This is a genomic window from Micromonospora sp. NPDC048905 (genome assembly GCF_040649655.1).
Classification (GTDB): domain Bacteria; phylum Actinomycetota; class Actinomycetes; order Mycobacteriales; family Micromonosporaceae; genus Micromonospora.
Genome location: NZ_JBEZFV010000001.1, coordinates 713,878 through 734,126, shown reverse-complemented (window position 1 = coordinate 734,126; position 20,249 = coordinate 713,878). Strand labels below are relative to the sequence as shown.

Annotated in this window: 17 protein-coding genes; 9 read left to right on the top strand and 8 right to left on the bottom strand. The window is 71.5% G+C overall.

Annotated elements, in window-relative coordinates:
• Positions 1-60: 60 nt before the first annotated feature.
• The gene (locus AB0C01_RS03460) at positions 61-2,268 is read right to left on the bottom strand and encodes an alpha-galactosidase (RefSeq protein WP_357570107.1); all 2,208 of its coding nucleotides are present in this window, start codon (positions 2,266-2,268) and stop codon (positions 61-63) included.
• A 241-nt stretch (positions 2,269-2,509) separates the two neighbouring features.
• Here AB0C01_RS03460 and AB0C01_RS03455 point away from each other — a divergent pair, with 241 nt between their 5' ends.
• Positions 2,510-4,501, top strand: coding sequence for a beta-galactosidase (locus AB0C01_RS03455; RefSeq protein WP_357570106.1), 1,992 nt, complete (start codon positions 2,510-2,512; stop codon positions 4,499-4,501).
• Between the two features lie 37 nt (positions 4,502-4,538).
• A complete protein-coding gene (locus tag AB0C01_RS03450) occupies positions 4,539-5,315 on the top strand; it encodes a DeoR/GlpR family DNA-binding transcription regulator (RefSeq protein WP_357570105.1) in 777 nt (258 codons plus the stop codon).
• A gap of 101 nt (positions 5,316-5,416) precedes the next feature.
• Here the strand turns inward: AB0C01_RS03450 and AB0C01_RS03445 are convergent, their stop codons facing one another.
• Both AB0C01_RS03445 and AB0C01_RS03440 read right to left on the bottom strand, forming a co-directional pair.
• Positions 5,417-5,653: a hypothetical protein gene (locus AB0C01_RS03445; protein ID WP_357570252.1), complete on the bottom strand. Its 237-nt coding sequence runs from the start codon at positions 5,651-5,653 to the stop codon at positions 5,417-5,419.
• A gap of 95 nt (positions 5,654-5,748) precedes the next feature.
• Positions 5,749-5,997, bottom strand: a complete 249-nt coding sequence (locus tag AB0C01_RS03440; protein WP_357570104.1) for a DivIVA domain-containing protein — start codon at positions 5,995-5,997, stop codon at positions 5,749-5,751.
• A 334-nt stretch (positions 5,998-6,331) separates the two neighbouring features.
• On the opposite strand from AB0C01_RS03440, the gene AB0C01_RS03435 reads away from it, so the two are divergent.
• The 3 genes from AB0C01_RS03435 (at position 6,332) to AB0C01_RS03425 (ending at position 8,557) form a co-directional block, all read left to right on the top strand.
• Positions 6,332-7,204 carry a helix-turn-helix transcriptional regulator gene (locus AB0C01_RS03435; protein ID WP_357570103.1) on the top strand — a complete coding sequence of 291 codons (873 nt, stop codon included), beginning with the start codon at positions 6,332-6,334 and terminating at the stop codon, positions 7,202-7,204.
• On the top strand, positions 7,197-7,409 hold the full coding sequence (locus tag AB0C01_RS03430; RefSeq protein WP_357570102.1) for a DUF397 domain-containing protein: 213 nt from the start codon (positions 7,197-7,199) through the stop codon (positions 7,407-7,409). Before AB0C01_RS03435 ends, AB0C01_RS03430 begins: the two co-directional genes overlap by 8 nt.
• A gap of 197 nt (positions 7,410-7,606) precedes the next feature.
• Positions 7,607-8,557 carry a sporulation protein gene (locus tag AB0C01_RS03425; protein WP_357570101.1) on the top strand — a complete coding sequence of 317 codons (951 nt, stop codon included), beginning with the start codon at positions 7,607-7,609 and terminating at the stop codon, positions 8,555-8,557.
• Between the two features lie 63 nt (positions 8,558-8,620).
• Here the strand turns inward: AB0C01_RS03425 and AB0C01_RS03420 are convergent, their stop codons facing one another.
• Both AB0C01_RS03420 and AB0C01_RS03415 read right to left on the bottom strand, forming a co-directional pair.
• Entirely contained in the window at positions 8,621-8,998 is a 378-nt protein-coding gene (locus AB0C01_RS03420) for a hypothetical protein (protein ID WP_357247966.1), read from the bottom strand.
• A 178-nt stretch (positions 8,999-9,176) separates the two neighbouring features.
• Positions 9,177-11,219: a glycerophosphodiester phosphodiesterase family protein gene (locus AB0C01_RS03415; protein ID WP_357570100.1), complete on the bottom strand. Its 2,043-nt coding sequence runs from the start codon at positions 11,217-11,219 to the stop codon at positions 9,177-9,179.
• 190 nt (positions 11,220-11,409) lie between these two features.
• Here AB0C01_RS03415 and AB0C01_RS03410 point away from each other — a divergent pair, with 190 nt between their 5' ends.
• Positions 11,410-11,832: a hypothetical protein gene (locus tag AB0C01_RS03410; protein WP_357570099.1), complete on the top strand. Its 423-nt coding sequence runs from the start codon at positions 11,410-11,412 to the stop codon at positions 11,830-11,832.
• 77 nt (positions 11,833-11,909) lie between these two features.
• On the opposite strand, the gene AB0C01_RS03405 is transcribed toward AB0C01_RS03410, so the two are convergent.
• Positions 11,910-14,204 carry an ATP-binding domain-containing protein gene (locus AB0C01_RS03405; protein ID WP_357570098.1) on the bottom strand — a complete coding sequence of 765 codons (2,295 nt, stop codon included), beginning with the start codon at positions 14,202-14,204 and terminating at the stop codon, positions 11,910-11,912.
• A gap of 144 nt (positions 14,205-14,348) precedes the next feature.
• Here AB0C01_RS03405 and AB0C01_RS03400 point away from each other — a divergent pair, with 144 nt between their 5' ends.
• Entirely contained in the window at positions 14,349-14,975 is a 627-nt protein-coding gene (locus AB0C01_RS03400) for an SGNH/GDSL hydrolase family protein (protein ID WP_357247977.1), read from the top strand.
• Between the two features lie 111 nt (positions 14,976-15,086).
• On the opposite strand, the gene AB0C01_RS03395 is transcribed toward AB0C01_RS03400, so the two are convergent.
• Positions 15,087-16,232: a sigma-E factor regulatory protein RseB domain-containing protein gene (locus tag AB0C01_RS03395; protein ID WP_357570097.1), complete on the bottom strand. Its 1,146-nt coding sequence runs from the start codon at positions 16,230-16,232 to the stop codon at positions 15,087-15,089.
• Positions 16,233-16,328: 96 nt separating this feature from the next.
• Here AB0C01_RS03395 and AB0C01_RS03390 point away from each other — a divergent pair, with 96 nt between their 5' ends.
• Positions 16,329-16,985, top strand: a complete 657-nt coding sequence (locus AB0C01_RS03390; protein ID WP_357247983.1) for a response regulator transcription factor — start codon at positions 16,329-16,331, stop codon at positions 16,983-16,985.
• Positions 16,986-17,059: 74 nt separating this feature from the next.
• Positions 17,060-18,448: an ATP-binding protein gene (locus AB0C01_RS03385; RefSeq protein WP_357570251.1), complete on the top strand. Its 1,389-nt coding sequence runs from the start codon at positions 17,060-17,062 to the stop codon at positions 18,446-18,448.
• A gap of 112 nt (positions 18,449-18,560) precedes the next feature.
• Here AB0C01_RS03385 and AB0C01_RS03380 read toward each other — a convergent pair whose 3' ends face one another.
• On the bottom strand, positions 18,561-20,225 hold the full coding sequence (locus tag AB0C01_RS03380) for a tetratricopeptide repeat protein (protein ID WP_357570096.1): 1,665 nt from the start codon (positions 20,223-20,225) through the stop codon (positions 18,561-18,563).
• Positions 20,226-20,249 lie beyond the last annotated feature (24 nt).

The window sequence follows — 20,249 nt, the reverse complement described above, 5'->3', positions numbered from 1 at the left end:
TGAGGTAGAAACAGGCAAAGCCCTTCTCGACACCCCGACCGAAGATTTCCCAGAATCTTTTCAGGCGACGGCGTCGACCTCCAGCACCAGGCTCTGTTCCGGGTGCAGGGCGGGCAGTTGCACCCCCACCCGGGCCAGCGCCGCCCCGCTGAGGGTGACACCGCTCGCCAGCCAGGCCGGCGCGGACCGCTCGATCGTCGCCGGGGCCGGTACGCCCGCCACCTGTCGCACCCGGTAACGCCGCCCGGGGTCCAGGCCGGGCAGTCGGACCGCGCCCGGGGTCTGCGTCACCGAGGTGCTCAGGCGCGCCACCGCGTACACCGCCTTGGTGTTGTCGTGATCGACCACGCCGTGTGCCCAGACGGCCGGGTCCGGGTGGTCGACCCGGACCACCCGGCCGGCGTGCAGCAGCGGCCGCAGCCGCTTGTGCAGCGCCACCCAGGCGGCCAGTTCGGTCTGCTCGGCGGCGCTGATCGAGGCGATGTCCCACTCGATGCCGTGGTGGCCGAAGAGCGCGGTCGCCGCCCGGAAGCCCAGGTCGTGCACGCGGTTGGTGGTGTGCGAGCGATGCGGGCCGATGTGCGTGCCGATCAGCTCCGGTGGTAGCAGCAGCCCGGTCCAGCGCTGGATGCTGAGCCGTTCCAGGGCGTCGTTGCAGTCGCTGGCCCAGACCCGGTCGGTGCGGGCCAGGATGGCCAGGTCCACCCGTGCCCCGCCGGACGAGCAGCTCTCGATCTCCACGCCGGGATGCCGGCGGCGCACCTCGTCGAGCAGCCGGTAGACCGCCAGGGTCTGCCCGTGCACGCCGGGACGGCCGTGGTGCCCGGCCTCGGTGAGGTCCCGGTTCTGGTCCCACTTGAGGTAGCTGATGGCGGGATGGTCGGCGAGCAGCGTGTCGAGGCGTTCCAGCAGGTAGGCGTAGGTCTCCGGGCGGCCCAGGTCGAGCACCTGCTGGTTGCGCCACGCCGGTGGCAGCCGACCCGGCACCGCCAGCAGCCAGTCCGGGTGCGCCCGGAACAGGTCGGAGTCCGGGTTGACCATCTCCGGCTCGACCCACAGACCGAACTGAAGGCCCCGGCCGGTCACGTGGTCGATCAACGGTTGCAGGCCGTCGGGCCAGACGCGCTCGTCGACGTACCAGTCACCGAGACCGGCGGTGTCGTCGCGCCGGCCGCGGAACCAACCGTCGTCGAGCACGAACCGCTCCACGCCGATCTGCGCGGCCCGGTCGGCGAGCGCCCGCAGCCGGTCCAGGTCGTGGTCGAAGTAGACCGCCTCCCAGACGTTGAGGGTCACCGGCCGGGGGGAGCGTGGGTGTCCGGGCCGGGCCCGCAGGTGCGAATGGAGTACGTCGCTGAGCCCGTCCAGCCCGACGTCGGACCAGACCGCGTAGAGCAGGGGAGTGTCGTACGACTCGCCAGGGCCGAGCCGGATCTCGCCGGGGGCCAGCAGCTCACCGCCGCCGAGGGTCGACTCGCCGGTGGGCCGGCGTTCGGCGACGGTGACGTGGTCGCCGCTCCACGCGGTGTGCACCGCCCACACCTCGCCGTGGCCGAAGCCGAACCCGGCGGTGCCGGCCACCAGCAGCAGCGTGGCGTCGTGCCCGGTCCGGCCGTGCCGACCCTCGCGGACCCAGGCGCCGTGCGGCCACGGGTGCCGCTGCGGCGACCGTTCCCGGCACCACCGGCCGGTCAGGTCGAGCAACTCGGTGGCGACCGCCGGCACCGGCAGCACCGGCGTCAGCTCCCGCAGCTCGTACGCCGTGTCGCCGTCGTTGCGCAGCCGATGGCGAACGGTCAGCAGGCCGTGCGGGTCCAGGGTGATCTCGCTGGTCAGGGTCAGCCCGGCGGCCGGGTCCGACGCCCGCACGGTCAGCAGCGCCGCCCCGGGTCCGCCGGGCCCGCCGTCGGCCGGGAGTACGCCCACCGCCTCGCCGCCACCGGCCGGGTGGCCCGGGTCGGTGCCGATGTCCCGCACGTCCCACCCGTCGAGGCGGAAGGAGGTGGACCAGTCTCGTCCGTCGCGGTGCCCGGCCAGCCCCGGCCGGCCACTCCACCCCGCGCTCGCCTCCGGCAGCAGCGACAGCACGGGCGGCTCGTCGAAGCTGCTCGGCACCACCGGCGGCACCGTCGCCTCGGCGAGCTGGTTCAGGCCGTCGTCGTCGAGGTCGCCGACGTCGCCGCCCCAGTGCACGATCCGGGGCAGTCCCGGGCCGCGCGCGTCGAGCACCAGGCTGGTCCGCGCGCGGCGCAGGTGCAGGATGCTCATCCCTTTGAGGCTCCCAAGGTCAGGCGGCCGTGATCACCCATCGGGATCCACCGAGAATCCACATTGGTCAACACGAACGACCAGTGGGGCCTCAAGTTACCCCTCAGTCGAGCGCTGTCAAGAGGGCAGTTCACCTTCGATAACCCAGTGTGATAAGGCCGTAACGCGGTCAACGGTGGAAAATGAATCGATGTTGGAACCTGTTGACTTCCGCGTCGTGCGGGGTGCACCCTCAGCTCTCATGCGGCAATGGCACGGGAACGGCATCTCTTTCGGCGGCGACTACAACCCTGAGCAGTGGCCCGAGCAGACCTGGTCCGAGGACGTCGAGTTGATGCGCCGAGCCGGGGTCAACCTGGTCTCCGTCGGCATCTTCTCCTGGGCACTGCTGGAGCCCACTCCGGGCCGATACGAGTTCGGTTGGCTGGACCGGGTGCTGGACCTCCTGCACAGTGGCGGGATCCAGGTGGACCTGGCCACCGCCACCGCCAGCCCGCCACCGTGGCTGGCCAGGGCTCACCCGGAGACGTTGCCCCGCCGCGACGACGGCACGATCCTCTGGCCGGGCGGCCGGCAGGCGTACTGCCCCAGCTCGCCCATCTTCCGCGAACGATCGCTGGAGTTGGTGCGGGCGGTCGCCGGTCGGTACGCCGAGCACCCCGCCGTGGTGATGTGGCACGTCTCCAACGAGCTGGGCTGCCACAACGCGAATTGCTACTGCGACGTCAGTGCCGAGGCGTTCCGTGGCTGGCTGCGGGAGCGCTACGGCGACCTGGCGCGGCTCAACGACGCCTGGGGCACCGCGTTCTGGAGTCAGCGCTACGGCGACTGGGCCGAGATCAACCCGCCGCGCACGGTGACGGCCTTCGCCAACCCCACGCAGCAGCTCGACTTCCTGCGCTTCTCCTCCGACGAGCTGCGCGCCCAACTGCGCGCCGAACGCGAGGTGCTCAAGACTCTGGTCCGCCAGCCGATCACCACCAACTTCATGATCGGCATGGGCGTCAAGCACATGGACTACCAGTCCTGGGCCGACGATGTGGACCTGGTGTCCAACGACCACTACCTGACCGCCGCCGACCCGCAGGCGCACCTCGGTCTGTCGCTCGCCGCCGACCACACCCGGGGTGTCGCCGGCGGTGACCCGTGGCTGCTGATGGAGCACTCCACGAGCGCCGTCCAATGGCAGCCGCGCAACGTCGCCAAGCAGCCCGGTCAGCTACGCCGCAACAGCCTGGCGCACGTCGCCCGCGGCGCCGACGGCGTGCTGTTCTTCCAGTGGCGCGCCTCCCGGGTTGGCGCCGAGAAGTTCCACTCCGCGCTGGTGCCGCACGCCGGCCCCGACACCAAGGTGTTCCGCGAGGTCTGCCAACTCGGCGCCGACCTCAAGGCCCTCGCCGAGGTACGCGGCAGCCGGGTGGACGCCGACGTGGCCATCCTGTTCGACTGGGAGGCCTGGTGGGGTGTCGAGCTGGATTCCCACCCCAGCGCCGACGTCACCTACGACGACCGACTGACCGCCCTCTACCGGTCCCTCTGGCGGGCCGGCGTGACCGCCGACATCATCCACCCGTCGGCTGACCTCAGCGGCTACCGGCTGGTGCTGGTGCCGACCCTCTACCTGGTCCGGGACGCCGACGTCGCGGCACTGCACCGCTTTGTCGAGGGCGGCGGCACGGCGGCGGTGACCTACTTCAGCGGCATCGTCGACGAGAACGACCACATCCGCCTCGGCGGCTACCCCGGCGCGTTCCGGGAGCTGCTCGGCGTACGGACCGAGGAGTTCTTCCCGCTGCGCGAGGGCGAGCAGGTCCGCCTCGACGACGGCAGCACCGCCGACGTGTGGACCGAGTGGCTGCACCCGAACGGCGCGGAGGTGCTCGCCTCGTACACCGATGGCCCCCTGCCGGGTGTGCCGGCGCTGACCCGCCACCGGGTCGGCGACGGCGCCGCCTGGTATGTCGGCACCCGGTTGGACGACGCGGCCACCGACCGGCTGGTCGCCCGGCTCGTCGACGAGGCCGGCGTGCGCCCGGCGGCGCCGGCGCCGCCCGGCGTGGAGGTGGTACGTCGGCGCGACGGCGAACGCACGTGGTTGTTCGTCCTCAACCACACCGAGACGGAGGTCCGGCTCCCGGCGACCGGCACCGAGCTGTTGACCGGCGAACGGTGCTCCGGTGAGCTGACGCTGCCGGCCGGTGCGGTGGCGGTCGTCCGTGAGGATCGGACCTGACTCTGACGACAGTTCACGGCGCGAAGGAGCTCTCCCCATGCTCGCCCAGCAGCGGCAGACCGCCATCCTCGATCTGATCCGCCAACGTGGCGGCGTACGGGTGAGCCACCTGGTCAGCCGGTTCGGCGTGTCCGACATGACGATCCGCCGTGACCTGGAGGCGTTGGCCGAGCGCGGCCTGGTGGACAAGGTGCACGGCGGCGCGACACTCGCCGGGCCGGGTTCGGCCGAGGAGCCCGGCTTCGCCGCGAAGTCGATCCGCCAGCAGGCGGAGAAGCGTGCCATCGCCGAGCGGGCGGCGACGATGGTGGAGCCGGGGATGGCGATCGCGCTCTCCGCCGGCACCACCACCGCCGCGCTGGCCACCCTGCTCTCCGACGTGCGAGGGCTGACCGTCGTCACCAACTCGATCCCGGTGGCCGACGCGCTCTACCAGGACCCGCGCGCCGACCAGACGGTCGTCTTGACCGGCGGCATCCGCACCCCGTCGGACGCGTTGACCGGGCCGGTGGCCGAGGCGGCGATCAGCGCGCTCAACGTCGACCTGCTCTTCCTCGGCGTACACGGGCTCAGCCCGCGCACCGGATTCACCACGCCCAACCTGCTGGAGGCCGGCGTCAACAGGTGCCTGATCGGTGCCGCCCGCCGGCTCGTGGTGCTCGCCGACCACACCAAGTGGGAGACCATCGGCATCGCCACGATCGCTCCCCTGGAGGCCGCCGACGTGCTGATCACCGACGTGGGCTTGCCGACGGAGGCACGCACCACGATCGGCGAACAGGTGGGCGAGCTGGTCATCGTAGAGGTCGGTTAGGGTCAGACGTCGCCTGTGCCGAACCTTGATCGACTCGGCTTCCTGAAAACCGGGGCGTCCCGGCCACCTGGACACCGCAGTATCCAAAAGCCCGAGTCGATCTAAGGATCGTCTACGGGCGAGCAGGCTTCGTCGTGGTCGGCCTGCCGCGCGCAGCGGCGGCGATCGGGCATGATCCGGTCGCAGAAGACCCAGTGTCGTACGTGCTGCGCGTCCTCCGCCGAGACCGCGATGCCGGCGACGTCGACCTGTGGCGTCGAGGTCAGCGACCGGGCGAGCGTACGGGCCAGATCCAGCGCCCCGGCCAGATCGGGGACCGTCACCGGCAGGTGGATCACGTGTCGGGGTGGCGGTTCCGTCGACTCGGTGAACGCCAGCACGGCCGCCCGAGGCAGCGGCACGAAGATCCCGCCGGGCGGCTGGTACGGCGGGATCACGGCCGGCGCCTCTCGGACCAGGCACTCTGCCGGGCACGCAGCGCCCGCTTCATCCGGGCGTTCTCCGCACAGAGCTGCGCCAGGTCGTGGTGCAGCGCGGTCAGGTCGAGCGCGACCCGATGCAGGAACCGCCGCACCTCGGCGGGGTTGAGCCCACGCCGGCCGAAGCCGACCGTGGCGAACTGACGGTCGCGGACGTGCCGCGGATGCAGCCGGCTGCCGTCGTACAGCGTGCCTCTGGTCATCGGTCACCTCTCGTCGTCGGTAAATGGGTGAGTCAGGGTCGCGACGGCGCCCCTTGAAGTGGTAGGTATGTCGTCAAGTCGGTTCGGAGCCGGGAGTCGCACCTCCCGACGCTCTAGTTGAGACCCGACGAGACCCGGTATGCGACTGCCACTCGCGAGGCCGTCTCTCGTCACCTTCTCGGCTGTTGGCGCAGCCGCGGTTGCCGTGTTTGCACCGGGCTTCCCCGGGGGCCGGCGATCACCCTCACCCGAAGGCCACGTTTCCAGTGGTCTCGGTATTGGTGCAACGACACCAACAAAATTCGTCTTGAGGGTCCGCGAGGAGAGGGGCACCATGCCCGTCAGGCGTGAATCGTTCGTTCAGACATTGCGCGCTCAGTGGCTCGGCCAACAGATGCGGCAGCTACGGGAGCAACGCGGCATCACCCTGAAGCAGGCCGCCGAGTTCCTGGAGCGGGATTTTTCCTCCATCGCCCGCTGGGAGCGCGCCGAGTGGCCGTTCCGACGTGGCGTTGTCGTGTCGCTGCTGGACCTCTACGGCGAGCACGACGGGCGCGAGCGGAACCGCTTCATCCAGCTCGCCGAGGACGCCTGGCGAACGGATCGGTGGGACGCGGACTATGACGAGTTGGTTGACGCCTCATTCATCGATTTTCCCTGGCTGGAAAGCAGGGCCGAGCGCATCTACTCGTGGGATGCCTTCCTCATGCCGGGCCTCATGCAAACGCCGGCATACGCGGAGGCGGTGATCCGCAATGCTGAGGGGGAGAGTGCGACAGATTTCTCGGTCGGCAAGTGGCTACAACTCAGGATCGACCGCCAACGTGTGCTCGCGCGGGACCCGTCGGTCCGCGTGGCGGCGATCATCGATGAGAGCGTACTGCGCCGACCCGTCGGTGGTTCTGCCGTGATGCGCGGCCAACTGAACCACCTGGGTGACCTGATCGGGCAGCCGAACATTGATGTCCGCGTGCTGCCGGCAAGGGTCGGGCTGCATGCCGGTCTCGATGGCTCGTTCGTACTCTTCGGGATGCCCAAGCCTTACCCGGAGGTCGCCTATGCCGAGACGCTGGGCGGGCGTCGTTTCATGGAATCTCCAACGTCGAAACGTTACGCGCTTGCGTACGATCGGCTTCGTGCTGTCGCATTGGATCGGCGCGAGGCGGCCGAGCTGATCGCGGAGATCAAGGAGGGACTGCATGAGTGAAGCCTTGCCCGTAGTGGCCTGGCATGTGAGCACCCGCAGCAACAGCAACGGTGGTAGCTGTGTCGAGGCGGGGCCGGTCCTGGATGGTTCCGGCCGGGTGGCGGTGCGCGACAGCAAGGATCGCGCGGCGGCGACCCTGGTCTACCCGGCCGGCGGTTGGATGGCCTTCGTCAACGGGGTCAAGGACGGCGATTTCGCCGCCTGAACGCTGATCGACTCGGCTTCACGGAAGTCGGGGTGTCCCGGTCGTGGTGATGCCGCGACTTTCAGGAAAGCGAGTCGATCAAGCGGCGGCACCCTGGCGGGCGCTTCACAGCCACCTCACAGGGGTGCTGGATAGGGTGCCGGTCGAGTCAACGTCCGACTCCAACCAGGAGCGGTCGGCGTCGCACAGGAGTTCCGATGGTCTTCAAGAAGATGTTGAGCGCGTTCGGTGTGGGCGGTCCCAGTGTGGACACTGTGCTGACCAACCCCAACACCCGGCCCGGCCTGACCCTCGACGGGCAGGTCAACCTCGTCGGCGGCGACGCTGAGGCGGCCATCGAGCAGGTGGTGGTCGGTCTGGTGACCCGGGTGGAGGTCGAGGGGCACGACGCCGAATACTCCGGCACCCTCGAGTTTCACCGGATGGCGGTCAGCGGCGCGTTCCTGCTCGCCCCGAAGCAGCAGCTCTCGATCCCGTTCCAGCTCCCCGTGCCGTGGGAGACCCCGATCACCGACGTGTACGGCCAGCGCCTGCACGGCATGACGATGGGTCTGCGTACCGAGTTGGCGATCGCCCGCGCGGTCGACAAGAGCGACCTGGACCAGGTGGCGGTGCACCCGCTGCCGGTGCACGAGCGGATCCTCGAGGCGTTCCAGCGGCTCGGCTTCCGGTTCAAGCACGCCGACCTGGAGCGCGGCCACATCCGGGGCGTGCAGCAGACGCTGCCGTTCTACCAGGAGATCGAGTTCTTCGCCGCGCCGCAGTACGCGAGCACGATCAACGAGGTCGAGCTGACCTTCGTGACCAGCCAGCGCGGCGTCGAGGTCATCCTGGAGTGCGACAAGCGCGGCGGCTTCCTCAGCGCCGGGCACGACGCGTTCGGCCGATTCCAGGTGTCGCACACCGACGTCGACCGGGTGGACTGGGCGCAGGTCGTCGACGGGTGGTTGCGCGAGACCACGTCCCGCTACGGCAGCCTGCGGTCCCAGTACGGCTCGGGCCGCGGTCACGGTCACAGCCGCGGGCACGGCATGGGCGGCATGGTGGCCGGCGCGGCGCTCGGCGTCGCCGGCGGCATGGTCGCCGGCGAGATGATCGAGGACGCGTTCGAGGGCGACTTCGGCGGCGACTTCGGCGGCGACGAGTAGCCGATCCGAACACGACGGTGGCCTCCGGGAGGATCTCCCGGAGGCCACCGCGCTGTGAACCGGTCAGTGCCGGGCCTTGCGCTCCTCGCCGCTGCGCCAGTTGCTGCCGGCCTTCGAGAGGCCACGGCTACCGAGGTAGCCAAGCGTCAGCAGGGTGATCAGGAACCAGGCGTTGTCGGCCCGGAAGATGTCCACCCCAGCGGAGTTCTGACCGACGACCTGCGACGCGCCCAGTACGGCGGCCACCGCGATCAGGTAGATCCAGAACTCGGTGGTCTTGAACGCCTGCTTGGTCTCCGTACCGGGTGCCTGCATGTCGTTGCGACGCCCGTCATGCATGACCGGCATCTGCTGGGTCTGCATGTCCCGCATCGACGCGGGATTCTGCGGGTCGTTCATGGGCCGGTTCATCGGCCGGGTGGAAGCAGCCTGCGTGCTCATCTGGTCCTCCTCAGGATGCGATGAGTCGTACCTGCATTCCCTCGCCCCGCTACCGCGTTTCGGCCACGGCACGGTTCGCATTCGTGGCGGGGACAACCCCCGACTACCCGAGGCCCGGGAGCAGGTAACACCGATCGCCGGCCGGAAAATCCGGCCGGCGATCGGGTGGACGACCGGGTCAGCGCAGGCCGTTGCGCCTGGCCACGCTCACCAGAAGGTCCGGGTTGTCGGTGATCATGCCGTCGACGCCGAGGTCGATGACCCGCTGCATCACCGTCGCGTCATCGACGGTGTACGGGATCACCTTCAGTCCGTCGCGCACCTGAAGCGTGCGTACGTCCGGTCCGTGGAAGTATGCCGGGTTCTCCCGCAGGTACCAGTCGTCCGAGGCGACGGTGCCCTGCTTCGGGTCGTGCACCTGCCAGTTGGCCGACACCGTGCCGGCACCGGCGGCCCGGGTCAGCTTGCCGAGGTCCTGGTACTTCCACCAGTCCAGCCCACCGGTCCACGGGCTCTTCACCGACGGGTTGCCGTACGCCGCCTGCAACGAGCACTCGTCGGCGAGGGTCGCGCACTCGGCCGGGCCGTACTGCCAGACCAGCGCGACCGTGCCGATCCGCCGGTCGAGCTGCCGCGCGTACGTGATGGTGCGCCAGTCGAACGACTGGATGGTGGCCCGGTTGGTGAAGCCGGCGCGCTGGATGGCGTCGACCAGCTTGCGGGTGAAGCTGCGGTACGGCTCGGTGTCGTTCACCACCGGGCTGATCTTCGTCTCGATGTTCATCCCGATGTCGCTGCGGCCACTGGCCTTCACCAGGGCGAAGACCTCGTCCAGGGTCGGGATCCGGGCACCCGGCGCGGGCACCTGCGCGGGCAGCTCGGGCAGCGTCTTCGTGCCGCAGTCCACGGTCTTGAGCTGCGCCAGGGTCAGCTCGTGCACCGGCTTGCCCACGTACGGGAACGTCGGGTCACCGCGGCGCACCGGCTTGGTGTCGACGCAGTGTGACCCGTTGACGGTGCGGTCGTGCAGCACCACGAGTTTGCCGTCGGCGGTCACGCCGGTGTCCAACTCCAGCGTGGAGATGGCCCGGTTGGACAGCGCGTTGGAGAAGGCCGGCAGGGTGTTCTCCGGCCGGGTGGCCCGGCCGCCCCGGTGCGCCTGGATGTCGAACGGCGCGGTGTACGCCTTCGGCAGCCGGTAACCGCGCTGCGCCAGCAGGCCCCGCAGCCGGTCCGGGTAGTCGGTGATCATGCCGTCCACGCCGTCGTCGATCAGCTTGGCCATGGTCGGCACGTCGTCGACGGTCCACGGGATCACCTTGATCCCGTAGCGGTGCGCCTCGGCGACCATCTCCTTGGTGACGTACGGCTGGTAGCCCGGGTCGGTGACCGTGCCGTTCTGCGGCATGCCGTGCACCGGTGAGAAGGCGCTGGCGCCGAAGCTGCGGATCGCCCTGATCGGGTCGCCGCCGAAGTCGTCGATGTCCAGCCCGCCCAGCCACGGCGAGGCGCCCGGCTGTCCGGTCTGCAGGAAGTCGTAGTTGGTCAGGGCGACGAGCGGCAGCTTCGGTTCGACCTGGCGCATGCGCATCAGCGCGCCCCAGTCGAAGCTCTGGATGGTGACCTGCTTGAGCAGCCCGGCGGCACGGATCTCCGCCGCGCTGACCCGGACGAACTGGTCGCGGGGCGCGGTCTCGGTCGGTGCCCCGGCCTCCACCTTGGTCTCGACGTTGAGCGTCACGTCCTTCGCCCGGTAGCGGTTGACCAGGGCGAAGACCTCACGCAGCATCGGCATCCGGGCGCCCGGGACGGCGAGCTGACCGGGCTTGTCCGGCAGCGTCTTCGAGCCGCAGTCGAGCGAGCGCACCTGGGCCAGGCTGAGCGTGTTGACGTACTTCCCGACGTACGGGAACTCCGGGTCACCGGGCGTCACCGGGGCGGTGTCGACGCACTTGGCGCCACTGACCTTCCGGTCGTGGGTGACGACGGCCTGGCCGTCCTCGGTGATCTGCACGTCCAGTTCGAGGGTGGTCACCCCCAGTTGGAGGGCGTTGCCGAAGGACGCGAGGGTGTTCTCCACCCGCAACCCGAGGCCGCCGCGGTGGGCCTGCACGTCGAATGTCCGGTCCGGTCGCGGCTTCGCCTGGGCGGGCACCGCGAGCCCGGTCGTCACCGTCGCGGCCACCAGGGCCGCGACGGCGGTACGGCGTACTGTGCGCACGCTGTCATCCCCTCTGCCGGTGGGCATCTCCCGCCGGTCGCCGGACAGCATGGACATCTCGGGCGGCGGGCAGGCGGCCAGCGGGCGGCGCGGCGGTGAACCACCGTGGACGACCTCCCGGTCACCCCGGGTTTGGTCGGCCGGAGGTCGGGCACGCAGTCAGTTCCACAGCTTCTGCGAGGTGATGATCGTGCGTGAGGACGACATGCGGCAGGACGCCGCCCGCCAGGCCGAGGATCGGATCGCCGGAGGCGTGTACGGCAAGGGTGCGGTCGACGAGGTGACGCTTCCCCGTACCGATGTGCAGAGTCAGATCCAGCGCGACGACCCGTTCGATCCGGCGAAGGAACGGATCGACCCGCAGGTGCTGCGCGACGGCGGACCGGTCGGCGGGCAGGGCGCGGTGACCACCACCGGTGGCACCGCCGGTCCGGCGAGCGTGCGACGGGTGGCCCGCCAGCCGGAGCGACACCGGGGCAAGGTCGCCCCGACGACGACCGGCGACGCCACCACCGGCGGCCTGAGCACGCCGCTGAGCGGCAACACCAGCGACCAGTCCACGTCCGCGCCAGAACCAGCCAAGTCGGTCCGAGACCACTCCACCACCGACTGACCGCCCCCCTTGGCGGCGTGATCATGAGGTTGACGTGGCGGTGAGAGATCACCGTCCACGTCAACCTCATGATCGACTCACTGGGTGGGGCGGAGGACGCCCAGGCGTTGGGTGGCTCGGGTCAGGGCCACGTACAGGTCGCTGCGGCCGCGGGGGGACTCGGCCACCATCCGGTCCGGGTCGACGACCAGCACCGAGTCGAACTCCAACCCCTTGGCCTGCGCGACGGTCAGCACCACCACCCGGCTCTCCAACTCCGGATGCTCGCCGACGGCGGCCTCCGGCAGCGCGGCGGTCACCGCGGAGCCCAGCTCGCCCACCCGGCCGGCCGGCACGAGCACCCCGAGCCGACCCTCGGTCAGCGCGGTCGCCTCCCGGGTGGCCTCCGCGACGAGTTCCGCCGCCAACCGCTCGGCGGGCACCGTCCGGTCCCACGGGGGTACGCCGCCCTCCCGCACCGAGCGCGGCGGACGCAGCGTCGGGTCGATCTCCGCCAGGACATCGGCGGCGACCGCCATGATCTCGGCCGGGGTGCGGTAGCTGACCGTCAACTCGGTCAGCCGCCACCGCTGCGCCACGTACGGGGCGAGGGCGTCCGCCCAGGACGGCGTGCCGCTGAGCGCGCCGGTCTGTGCCACGTCCCCGACGATCGTCATCGACCGGCTCGGGCAGCGGCGCATCAGCAGCCGCCAGGCCATCGGGGACAGCTCCTGCGCCTCGTCCACGATCACGTGACCGAACGCCCAGGTCCGGTCGGCGGCGGCCCGCTGCGCGGTGGTCAACCGGTCGGCCTCCTCCTGCCGCTCCAGCAGCCGGTCCGCGTCGATCAGGTCGGTCACGCCGAGGATCTCACCGCCCTCGGCCTCGTCCTCGACGTCGATCGAGCGGGAACCCCGGGCGATCTCCAGCACGCCCTCGGCGTACTCCCGTTCCATCATCCGGATCCGGTCCCGCCGGGCGGCAGCGGCCCGCTCGTCCTCGCCGAGCAGCTCGGCGGCCTCGTCCAGCAGCGGTACGTCGGCCGGCGTCCAGCCACCCGGCTCGCGGTGCAGCAGCGCCCGCTCGTCGTCGGTGAGCATCGGCGCGGCGGCGGCGATCCGGTCCGGATCGGCGTACAGGTCGGCGAGCAGGCGTTGCGGGGTGAGCACCGGCCACAGCCGGTCGAGGGCGGCCTGGACCTCCGACTCCTCGCGCAGCTCGCGGCGGATCTCGGCCCGGTCGGCCTCGTCGAGCAGGTTGTCCCCGCCCAGCGGGTCGGCGCCGATCCGTTCCGCCACCTGGTCGGCGAGCGCGTGCACGATCTCCGTCGCGAACAGCGTGCGGGCCAGGTTGTGCGGCCGGTCGACGCGCCGGACCCGGTCCCGGGCGGTGCGCACCGTTTCCGGGTCGAGGCGCAGCGCCTCCCGCTCGACCTCGATCTCCAGCGGCTCGTCCGGCACCCACTGCCGGTCCCGTACCGCCAGCGCCAAAACCTCCGCCAACACGCCCCGGCCCTTGAGCGCCGCGGTCTCGGCCGGTTCGGTCCGTTGCGCGCTCACTCCGGGGAAAAGATCACCCTGGGTACGCAGCAGCACGCCCGTCTCGGCCAGCGTCGGCAGCACCTGGGAGATGTAGCGCAGGAAGGTCGCGTTCGGGCCGACCAGCAGCACGCCGCGGCTGGAGAGTTCCCGGCGGTGGGTGTAGAGCAGGTACGCCGCCCGGTGCAGCGCGACGGCGGTCTTGCCGGTGCCGGGGCCGCCCTGCACCACCATGACGCCCGGCAACTCCGCCCGGATGATCTCGTCCTGTTCGGCCTGGATGGTCTCGACGATGTCGCGCATCCGGCCGGTCCGGCCCGCGTTGAGCGCCGCGAGCAGGGACGCCTCGCCGGTCAGCTCCTCGTGGCCGCCGGGGGAGGCGCTGTCGATGTCGAGCACCTCGTCGTTGAGCCCGGTCACCTTGCGCTGCCGGGTCCGCAGGTGCCGGCGGCGGCGTACGCCCTGGGGGTTGGCGGCGGTGGCGAGGTAGAAGGCGCGGGCGGCGGGGGCCCGCCAGTCCATCAGCAGCGGATCGTAGTCACCTGTGGTGTCGAAGATGCCGATCCGGCCGATGTAGTGGCGGGAGTCGTCGTCACCGTCGAGACGGCCAAAGCAGAGCCCGTTCTCCACGGCGGAGAACTGCTCGACCTGATCGGCGTACATCGCTACCGAGCTGTCGCGCTGCGAGCGGTCCTGGAGGGTCCCGCCGGTGTTGCGCAGTTCGGCCGTGAGCCGGTGGGCGGCCTGCTCACGTAGCCCGTCCAGCCGGTCGTAGAGCATCGAGACGTACTCCTGCTCGCGACCGATCTCGTCGTCGAGCGGCAATTCGCCGGAACCGCCGGAGTGCCTTGACAAGCCGTCTCCCTAAAGATTAGAATCCTTTGCAGGAACGGCTTTTAGCCGTTCTTTTTTGTGTCCTCGAACTGTTGAAGATAGCGCGTTCCGCCGGTTCTCACCAAGCCCGGCGGGTCGGCGCCGGTGATCGCGAGGTGGCGTCCGATGATCCTGCGGGCCGGGCAACGCGTCGTCTTCATCGGCGACAGCATCACCGATTGTGGTCGGCGCGACGTCGCCGCGCCCTACGGCTCCGGTTACGTCAGCCTTGTCCGCGCGTTCGTCGACGCCCGGCACCCGGAGCTGGAGCTGACCTGGGTCAACCGGGGTGTGGGCGGCGACACGGTACGGGACCTGGCCGCCCGCTGGGACGACGACGCCATCGCCGAGCGCCCCGACTGGCTCGCGGTGCTGATCGGCATCAACGACATTTGGCGGCACTACGGCGACCGGCCGGAGGAGGCCGTGGGGATCGAGGAGTACGAGCGCACCCTGCGCGACCTGCTGGGGCGAGCGGTCACCGCGACCGGCTGCCGGCTGATCCTCGGTGACCCGTTCCTCATCGAGGCCGACCGTGGTGTCCCGCAACGCGCCGACACCGACCGGTACGCGGCGGTGGTGGCGAGGCTGGCCGCCGAGTTCGACGCGGTGCACGTGCCCAACCAGGCGGCGTTCGACCGGGTGCTCGCGGTCAGCCCGTCGACGCGCTGGGCCGACGACCGCGTGCACCCGTACCTGCCCGGCCACGCGGTCCTCGCCGACGCCTGTCTCAGCGCCCTCGGCGCCGGCTGACTCAGCACCCGGCGCGTCCGGCCGCTGATCGAGCGCCCGCCTGCGCGCGAGGACCGGACACGATGACGCCGGGCCAACCACGAGGGTCGACCCGGCGCGGACATCGGAGGATCAGCCGCGAGCAGCCTCGTAGAGCCGCTCGGGAGTGACCGCGCCGGCGAGGACCCGGCCGTCGTCGGTGAGCAGCACACTGAACAGCTTGCTGGTGAGTAGACGACCGCTACCCCAGTCGCCCTTGACCGCCGCGAGCCCGCCGAGCAGCTTCGACAGGTCCATGTCGGGTGCGGCGTCGGCCGGTGGCACGGCCGGCTTCGCGTCGGCCGGCTTACCGCCCACGGCCGGCTTACCGCCCATCGCCTCGTCGAGGCGGGCGACCAGCACGGTCGTCCAGCCGGTGCCCACCGCGCGCACCTGTGGATCGCCCGCCGGCTCGACGTGGTCCGGCCTGCCCGCGCCCGGCCGCTCGGCCTTCTCCTCGGTGACGGTCACGCCGGGCGGTGGGTTGAAGGTGAACTGGTCCGCTGCGGGCCGGCGGTAGTCGATCTGGGTGAAGGCCATCTCGAACGCCGGCTGGTCGCTGCCCTTCGCGAGCACCTCGAAGCGCAGCGGCACGTGCTGCTTGGCGTCGATGGCGATCCGCAGCTGGTGCACCAGGGAGCCCTCGTCGCGCGGCTGGAGCACCAGCTCGTACGCGTCCTGACCGGCGACGGTCGCCGAGCGGCCGACGCTCACCTGGGTGCTCGGGTCGATCGCGGCCAACGCCAGGTCGGCGGCCTGCTGCGGAGTGGCCGGCAGGCTCGGGCGCGCCTCGGGCGCCGCCCGTCCGGTCTCGGCGTCGCCAAGCGTGCGGTGCCGGGCGGTGTTGGTCCGGCTCTCCCAGGTCCACACGTCCCGGCCGTTGCGGATCACGTCCTGCTCGCCGAGGGTGTCCAGCAGCGCGACCCGCTGCCGCTCCGGGCCGGAGTACCAGACCCGCAGGGTGTGCGTGCCGGTCAACATGCTGGTCAGGTCGTTGCCGGGAATCAGCCCGACGAGTGACGGCAGGCCGAGGTCGGCGCGCTGCACGACGGTCCCGGAGACCCCCTCCAGCCGGGAGGTCTGCAGGTCGACCAGGAGTTGGGCGGCGGTACGCGGCGGCAGGCTCGGCTCAGCCTCGGCGGCGAACGTGCCGATCGCAGCTCCACCGCCGATGACGGCGACGGCTGCGGTGGCCGGAACCAGCCAACGAAGGACGGGACGGCTTCTCAGGACGGACATGGTGGCACCTCCTGCTGCCATCCTCCTCCCTCGGGCCTGAGAACGTGCTGAGGACGCCGAGTCGGCACCTGTTGACCCGGGTGGCACCCTTGAACCGTGCGGTTGCTGGTGGTGGAGGACGAGGCCCGGTTGGCGGATGCCCTACAACGCGGCCTGCGGGCCGAGGGGTTCGCGGTGGACGTGGCGCGGACCGGCCCGGCCGGCCTGGACGCGGCCCGGCACGGCGGGTACGACGCGATGATCCTGGACGTGATGCTGCCCGGCCTCTCCGGCTACGAGCTGGTCCGCACCCTGCGAGCCGAGCAGCACTGGTTGCCGGTGCTGATGCTCTCCGCCAAGGACGGCGAGTACGACCAGGCCGATGGCCTCGACTGCGGCGCGGACGACTACCTGACCAAGCCCTTCTCGTACGTGGTGTTGCTGGCCCGGCTGCGGGCGCTGCTGCGTCGGGGCGCGCCGGAACGCCCGGCGGTGCTGGCGGTCGGTGACCTGCGACTGGACCCGGCCCGCCGACGGGTGACCCGGGCCGACGCCGAGGTGACGCTCACCGCACGGGAGTTCGCGCTGCTGAACTACCTGATGCGCCGGCCGGGTCAGGTGATCTCCAAGATCGAACTGCTGGACCACGTCTGGAACGCGAGCCTGGAGACCGCGCCGAACATCGTCGAGGTGTACGTCGGCTACCTGCGCCGCAAGCTCGGCCGGGACCGGTTGGAGACGGTCCGGGGCGTCGGTTACCGGCTGGCGACGTGACCACGGGCGGGCCAGCGCCGGCCCGTCGCGCAGGGGGCGGCTGGCTGCCGGTGCTGGGGCTGCGGGGGCGGCTCCTGGCGATCGGAGTGTTCGGCCTCACCATCGGGCTGGCCCTGGGTGGGGTGGTGCTGCTCGGCGCGCTGCGCTTCGTGCTCCAGCGAAACGTCGACACCGAGGCATTCCGGACCGCCGACGCGGTCGCCCTGCTCGCCGCCGAGGACGTGCTGCCCGACCCGTTGCCGGTGGCCGGTGGGCAGGTTCGCGTCCAGGTCGTTGACGGGCAGGGACGGATCAGGGCCGCCTCGATCGACGCCGACCGGCTCGTCCCGATGGTCCGCCCGGAGCGGCTGCACCGGGACCGTCGGCAGCAGTTGGACGTGCCGGCGGAGCGGGTCGGGCTCGCCGGCCCGGTGCGGGTGGTGACCGTGCCGGCCGGCACGGCGGACGACCCGCTCACCGTCCTGGTCGCCCGCTCGATGGCCGACGTGCGGCAGAGCACCCACGTGGTCCGGGTCATCCTCCTGGTGGCCTTCCCGCTACTGGTGGCCGTGCTGGCCGGCGTGGCGTGGCGGGTGGTGGGCGCGACGCTGCGGCCGGTCGAGGCGTTACGTCGGGGCGCCGAGGAGATCACCGGGCGGGCCGGTACCGGTCGGTTGCCGGTGCCCGCGTCGGCCGACGAGATCCACCGGCTGGCGGTCACCCTCAACGGCATGCTGGACCGGCTGGAGTCCGGCCGAGCACGTCAACGGGCGTTCGTCTCCGATGCCGCGCACGAGCTGCGCAGCCCGTTGACAAACATCCGGACCGAGTTGGAGGTGGCGCAGCGCCTCGCGGACCGCACGGACTGGACGGCGGTGACCGCCAACCTGCTGGCCGACACCGACCGGCTGAGCCGGCTGGTCGACGACCTCCTGCTGCTGGCCCGCCTGGACGAGGCTCCACCGGCCCGGGGGACCGGCGCGGTGGAGTTGGGCGGGCTGCTGACCGAGGTCGCCGCCCGCTACCCGGCGTCGCCGGTGCGGGTGGCCATGCCGCCGGGGCCGCTGTGGACGATCGGCAACGCCGACGAGTTACGGCGCGTGCTGGCCAACCTGGTCGACAACGCGGTACGGCACGCGTCCGGCGAGGTGGTGCTCGCCGCCGAGGCGGCGTCGGCGGCGCGGCAGCGGATCGGGGCTGGCGTCGGGGCGTACCACCTGGTGACGGTGACCGACGACGGCCCGGGGATCCCGGCGGCCGATCGGGAGCGGGTGTTCGACCGGTTCACCCGCCTGGACGACGGCCGCGCCCGCGACGACGGCGGCGCCGGCCTGGGGCTGGCCATCGTCCGGGAGTTGGTACGACGCGCCGGCGGCAGCATCACCCTCACCGACGCCCCGGAGCAGCACGGGCTCCGGGTGTGCCTGCTGCTGCCGGCTGCACCGGCCGAGGCGTCTCCGGGGCACATGGTTGACGCACCGTGATGGCGCTGGTGCCCCCGCTCACCCACTTCGGCATGCCGTCGGCGTGGCCTTTGTGACGCGCTGTCACATCTGAATCGCCAGGCCAGCGGTCACGGTCCGTCAGCCTGTCAGGTCAGCGGCGGCGGGTGCAGACCTGCTCGGAGTTGGCGACGGTGTCGGTGGACCAGACCACGGCGACGGTGAAGCAGTAGTCGTTGGTGCGGTTGAGCGCGTAGATGACGTAGCTGGTGGTGCCCGCGGGCAGGGTCGCGAAGACGTTGCGGTCCTGACCGGTACGGCCACCCGCGATGACCACTGGACCCTCGCTGCCGGCCGGGTAGGTCCAGTTCAGCGCGATGCTGTCCCGGGTGTCGCGCAGGCTCACCGCGCCGGGCGGACTGCCGGGCGGCGCCCCGGCGTCAGCCGGCGTGGGCGCGGCACTGCCCGAGCTGGGCGCGGGGGCGGCGGGCGCGCTGGCGGTGGGGGAGCCGCTCGCCGGCGGCGGAGTCGGCTCGTCGTCGCCGTCGACCCCGGCCACCCCGGCGATCACCGCGGCCGCGCCGAGCAGCACCACGACCACGCCGGCCACCAGCACGGGCACCAGCCGGTTGCGCTGTGCCGCCGGTGCCCGGTGTACGGGGACCGGCAGCAGACGCGACGGCGTGTAGGGCTCAACCGGCGCGTACGGGTCAGCCGGCGTGTACGGGTCGGCCGCAGCGTTCGGGTCGGGCGGCATGTACGGGTCGGACGGCGTGTACGGGTCGGACGGCGTGTACGGGTCGGACGGCGTGGCGGGGCGGTGCAGCCGGTACACCCCGGGCTGCTCCTCGGCGCCGCCGGCCAGCCCGATCACCGACGGGGGCACCGGTGGGTCGGCGTGGTGGGACGAGGGTTCGTCCGCCGTCTCGGGTGGCCACCTGGTGCCCGTCGACCCGACCGGCTCGTCGGCGGGTGTTCGCGGATTCGGAACCGTGCCGCCGGCCGTCGACCCGCCCTGGTGGGGGGCCGGTGGCTGGTGGTCGGGCTCGATCGGGTCGTCGTCGTGCGGTGGGACGCGGGCGGCCGGCACCACAGGCGTGTCCCGGGCGGTGGGTGGGTTGTCGGCGCAGGCGTGGTCGGGATTGGCCGCCGCCCGAGCCAGGGCCGCCACCTGTGCGGCCAGCGGATCGTCGGCGGGCAGGTGCTGCCGGCACAGCTCGCGGGCCAGCGCCAGGTTGTCGTGCGCCTCGGTGAACTGCCCGCAGTCGCGCTGCATCGCCCCGAGCCGCGCCAGCATCTTGATGCCGCTGGGGTGCCCGTCGCCGTAGATCTCCCGGTGCAGCTCCCAGGCGTCCTGGAGCCGGTCCCGGGCGAGCGTGCACTGGCCCCGGGCGTACTCGACGGTGGCCAGGTCGGCGTGTGCAGCGAGCACCCGCAGCGACTCGGGGCCGTCCTGCGCGGTCAGCTCGATGATCACTTCCTGGTAGAGCCGCGCGGCCCGGGAGTGGCTGCCGACCCGGTGCAACACCGCGGCCAGGGTCGCCGCGGCGGCCACCGTGCGCGGGTCGGAACGGCCGTGCAGCCGGGTGGTGGCCGCGTACGCGAAGGCGGCCCATCCTCGGGCCGAGTGCGGCTCACCGAGGGCGACCAAGACTCGCGCCTGGAGGCTGGCCGCCTCGGCCAACTCTCCGGTGGCGTTGGCCGGGCGGGGGTCGGCGTCGGTGAGCGCGTCGGCGAGCAGTTGCTGCGCGCCGGCCAGATCGCCGGCCGACACGAGGTGGTGCGCCTGGTCAGTCAGTTCGCCGAAGCCGGAAGACACGCCCCATCGTGCTCATTCGACGAC